The 4362-nt window shown below is 71.2% G+C and carries 4 protein-coding genes; 2 read left to right on the plus strand and 2 right to left on the minus strand.

Annotated features, from left to right (window positions below):
• A partial coding sequence (locus Q1N79_RS04950) for a GNAT family N-acetyltransferase (protein ID WP_300605031.1) occupies positions 1-427 on the minus strand: 427 nt, incomplete at its 3' end.
• A 210-nt stretch (positions 428-637) separates the two neighbouring features.
• On the opposite strand from Q1N79_RS04950, the gene Q1N79_RS04955 reads away from it, so the two are divergent.
• The gene (locus Q1N79_RS04955) at positions 638-1255 is read left to right on the plus strand and encodes a hypothetical protein (RefSeq protein WP_300605033.1); all 618 of its coding nucleotides are present in this window, start codon (positions 638-640) and stop codon (positions 1253-1255) included.
• 61 nt (positions 1256-1316) lie between these two features.
• Here the strand turns inward: Q1N79_RS04955 and Q1N79_RS04960 are convergent, their stop codons facing one another.
• On the minus strand, positions 1317-2333 hold the full coding sequence (locus Q1N79_RS04960) for a GNAT family N-acetyltransferase (protein ID WP_300605035.1): 1017 nt from the start codon (positions 2331-2333) through the stop codon (positions 1317-1319).
• Between the two features lie 260 nt (positions 2334-2593).
• Between Q1N79_RS04960 and leuA the strand changes: the two genes are divergently transcribed.
• Positions 2594-4327, plus strand: coding sequence for a 2-isopropylmalate synthase (gene leuA / locus Q1N79_RS04965; RefSeq protein WP_300605036.1), 1734 nt, complete (start codon positions 2594-2596; stop codon positions 4325-4327).
• Positions 4328-4362 lie beyond the last annotated feature (35 nt).

The following is a 4362-nucleotide window of genomic DNA, read 5'->3' on the forward strand; positions in this document are numbered from 1 at the left end:
GCCGCGCCTCCACGAGCCCCGGCGTTGCCCCGACCTGCCGGGCGAACGCGTCGCCCGCCGAATCCTGCGCCGCGCCGCCGCCGAAGACCGTCCGCCCGTTCGCCGCCGCCCGGTCCGCGGCGTGCCGCAGCAGGTCGCGGCCGATGCCGCGCCGCCGGGACGCGGGGCGCACGTACGGCCTGAGGAAGCCCCGGTCCCGGTTCTCCAGGTCAGGGAATTCCAGCTGGTACCAGGCAAGCGCCTCGTCAGGCGCCGCGCCGGGGACGAACCACAGCTCGCCGGGGTTGCTGTCCCAGCCGTGCAGCACCCAGACGCGGAACACGCCGAATGACATCGGCGGCCGCAGCGGGTCGTCGATCGCCTGCGCCGCCGCCTGTACCCGATGGCACGCCCGCACGGCGTCGTCGTCGGCGGGATCCACTCGCACGATGCGCATCCCTCCAGCCAACACCCGCCAACCAGCACGACGCGAACGATTTTCCCGGCCGGACGGCGCGCCGCCCGCCGGGCCGCTACCATCGGCCGGACGGATAACCGGATGATCACGGTTGTCCCCGCGAATCTGGTCTAATGGCGCGTAACAGGACATAATCGGCCAAGGACGACCGCGAGGCGCGAACGAGGGGAAGGGGCGTTGGTGCTGATCATCTGGGGTCTTGGCGTCTTCTACCACACGATCGCGCAGGGCGCCTTCTTCTGTCGTAAATGCGGCGGCGACCGGCGTTACCGGCGCCGCGCCGGCCGTCGTTTCATCACGCTGTTCTTCATCCCGCTCGTCCCGCTTGGCAAGACCGGCGAGCACGTGCAGTGCGCCACGTGCAAGACCCGGTACGTCACCGAGGTGCTGCGGCTGCCCACCGCCGCCCAGATGGAGCGGGCGCTGCCCGCCGGGATGCGCGCGCTGGTGTCGGTCATCCTCCGGGCGGGCGACCCGGCAAGCCCCGCCGCGCGGCGCCGTGCCATCGAGGCGGTGACCGGCGCGGGCGCGCAGGACTATGACGACGCGGCGCTCGAGGCCGACCTGGCGCAGTCGGCCGGGGCCGGACGGCAGGCGATCGCCATGCTCGGCGCCCAGCTGCAGGTGCACGCCAGGGAGTGGCACCTGGCCGAGCTGATCAGGATCGCCATGGCGGACGGCCCGCTGACGGGAGCCCAGCGCGCGGCGATCGAGTCCGTCGCCGCCGACCTCGGCCTGACCCAGGCCCAGGCGGTGGGCGTGATCACGCTGACCGCGCAGGGCGCGGGCCAGAGCTGACCCGCCAGCACACCCAGCAACCACCGCCCAGCAGCCGGCGCCCACCACCCACCACAGCTAGCTAGGTGGAGCCAAGCGCGAGGGCGTCCGCCACCGGCAGGTCGTAGCCCTGGGGCTGCGGATCGAGCAGCTCGTAGCCCAGCGCCTCGTTGATCGAGATCATGTGGCTGTTGGCGGTGGCGTTCCCGGTCAGGATGCGCTGCAGCCTGGGCTCCGCCACGGCCAGCCATTCCAGCATCGCGGCCTTGACCAGCAGCCCGAGCCGGTGCCCGCGGTGCGGCCTGGCGACCGCGGTGATCTGCTGGTACGCCCACTCCGGGTACTCGGGGTCCACCTCGATCTGGGTGACCGCGGCCAGCTCGCCTGTCGCGTCGTGCCGCGCCACGACCGAGTAGCCGCGGGTGCCGAACAGCTCCCGCTGGTCGTCGATCCGCTCGCGGACCCGCGGCGCGTCCCAGACCGAGGGCTCGTGGCCGGCGGTGCGCGGCGCGTCCTGCATCGCGTTGTGCACGGCGGCGAGACCGGCCAGGTGCTCGTCGGGCGTCCGGCCGGTCCAGCACAGCAGCGAGTAGCCGACCGCCGCCCGCGCGGCCAACTCGCGCAGCGCGGCGACCTGCCCTGACCGCAGCTTGGCGAGAACCTGGACCCGCCTCGCCTCAGCGATGCCCGGCGTGGCCCCGGCGTGCCGGGCGAACGCCTCTCCTGCCGAGCCCCGCCGCACGGCTGTCGCCAGCAGCGACCGCTCGTTCGCGGCCGCCTGCCGCGCCGCGTGCCGCAGCAGCGCACCGCCGATCCCGTGCCGCCGGAACCGCGGATGGACCACGAGATACAGGTAGCCCATCGTCAGGTTCTCCATGTCGGGCAGCCGCAGGTGGTAGAAGGCCTGCGCGGTGCCCGGCGTCTCGCCAGGCACGAACCAGGTCTGCGCGGGCCCGGGCGGCCGTGTCAGCAGCACTTCCACCGTCCGCACCGATGTCGGCGGGCCCGCCGGGTCGTCGAGGTGATCCGCCGCCCCGTTCACCTCATGGCATGCCCGGATCGCCTCGTGGTCGCCGCTGACCCACCGCACGATGCGCATGCCCCCAGCCTAAGCGGACAGGGCCGCACCGAACCCGGGGCAGCCGCCCCGCGTCCGTTCGGAATAGTTCGGAATGAAGGACTGATATGCTAGCCGTCACGATGCTGTGCGTGCTGCTCCTCCTTAGCGGCCGCGGCGGGGGCCTGTAAGGGGCTGGCTCCCTCGTCGCGGGTTTCAGGCATGTCCGCTGGCCGCCAAGCCGAATAGAGGCCAAGTCGGCCACATCGGCGAAACCGGACGAACCGAAGGAAGCAGCAACGATGCAGAACCCCTCGCCCCGCTCAGTCGCGCCTGTCTACCAGCAGCCAAGCGGCATGCCGTGCCACCGGTACACCCCGTTCAAACCCGTCGACCTGCCCGACAGGACCTGGCCGGGCAAGACGATCACGAAGGCCCCCCGCTGGCTGTCCACCGACCTGCGCGACGGCAACCAGGCGCTGATCGACCCGATGTCGCCCGCCCGCAAGCGGGCCATGTTCGACCTGCTCGTCAAGATGGGCTACAAGGAGATCGAGGTCGGCTTCCCGTCGGCCAGCCAGACCGACTTCGACTTCGTCCGCGAGCTCATCGAAGGCGACAGGATTCCGCAGGACGTGCGGATCTCGGTGCTCACCCAGGCGCGCGAGGACCTGATCGAGCGCACCGTGCAGAGCCTGGAGCGCGCGCAGCGCGCGACCGTGCATCTGTACAACGCGACCGCCCCGACGTTCCGCAGGGTCGTGTTCCGCATCGGCCGCGAGGAGTGCAAGGCCCTCGCGGTCGAGGGCACCAGGCACGTGCTGAAGTACGCCGAGGCGATCCTGGGCGACGGCACGGACTTCGGCTACGAGTACTCGCCGGAGATCTTCATGGACACCGAGCTTGACTTCGCGCTCGAGACCTGCGAGGCGGTCATGGACGCCTGGCAGCCGGCCGCCGACCGCGAGATCATCCTCAACCTGCCCTGCACCGTCGAGCGCTCCACCCCGAACGTGTACGCGGACCAGATCGAGTGGATGAGCCGCCACCTGTCCCGCCGCGACCACGTGTGCCTGTCCGTGCACACCCACAACGACCGCGGCACGGCCGTCGCGGACGCCGAGCTCGCGGTGCTGGCCGGCGCCGACCGGGTGGAGGGCTGCCTGTTCGGCAACGGCGAGCGGACCGGCAACGTCTGCCTGGTCACGCTCGGGCTGAACCTGTTCAGCCAGGGCATCGACCCGATGATCGACTTCTCGAACATCGACGAGATCCGCCGTACCGTCGAATACTGCAACCAGCTCCCCGTGCACCCGCGCCACCCGTACGCGGGCGAGCTCGTCTACACGGCGTTCTCCGGCTCGCACCAGGACGCGATCAAGAAGGGCTTCGAGGCCCTGGAGGCCGAAGCGGCGGCGGCGGGAACGCCCTTCCACGAGTACCCGTGGAACGTGCCGTACCTGCCGATCGACCCGCACGACGTGGGCCGCTCCTACGAGGCGGTGATCCGGGTCAACTCGCAGTCCGGCAAGGGCGGCGTCGCGTACGTGATGAAGACCGGGCACGCCATGGACCTGCCGCGCCGCCTGCAGATCGAGTTCTCCAAGGTCATCCAGGCCCGCACCGACGCCGAAGGCGGCGAGGTCACCCCGCAGGAGATCTGGGGCATCTTCAGCGCCGAGTACCTCGCCGACGGGCCGGTTTTGCTGCTCGGCCACCAGTCGTCGTCGGTGGTCGACGCCAAGCACGTGCTGTCGGCGGAGCTGTCGGTCAACGGCGCGGCCCAGGAGGTCGAGGGCATCGGCAACGGCCCGATCTCCGCGTTCTGCGCCGCGCTCGCCTCTGTCAGCATCGACGTGCGGGTCCTCGACTACGCCGAGCACGCGCTCACCGAGGGGACCGACGCGCAGGCAGCCGCCTACGTCGAGGTCACCATCGGCGGGCGGGTCTTCTGGGGCGTCGGCATCGACACGAACACAGCGACCGCTTCCATGCGCGCGGTGCTGTCCGCCGTCAACCGTTCCCGCCGCACCTAGTTCCGTCCCATTCCTTATCCCGAACGGGCGGTGGC

It is taken from the genome of Trebonia sp. (assembly GCF_030042015.1).
Taxonomy (GTDB): Bacteria; Actinomycetota; Actinomycetes; order Streptosporangiales; family Streptosporangiaceae; genus Trebonia.

What these genes read in the sequence shown, in the direction of transcription:
- Q1N79_RS04960 (WP_300605035.1), bottom strand. Translation starts at nt 2,333, where the DNA reads ATGCGCATCGTGCGGTGGGTCAGCGGCGACCACGAGGCGATCCGGGCA.
- leuA (WP_300605036.1), top strand. Translation starts at nt 2,594, where the DNA reads ATGCAGAACCCCTCGCCCCGCTCAGTCGCGCCTGTCTACCAGCAGCCA.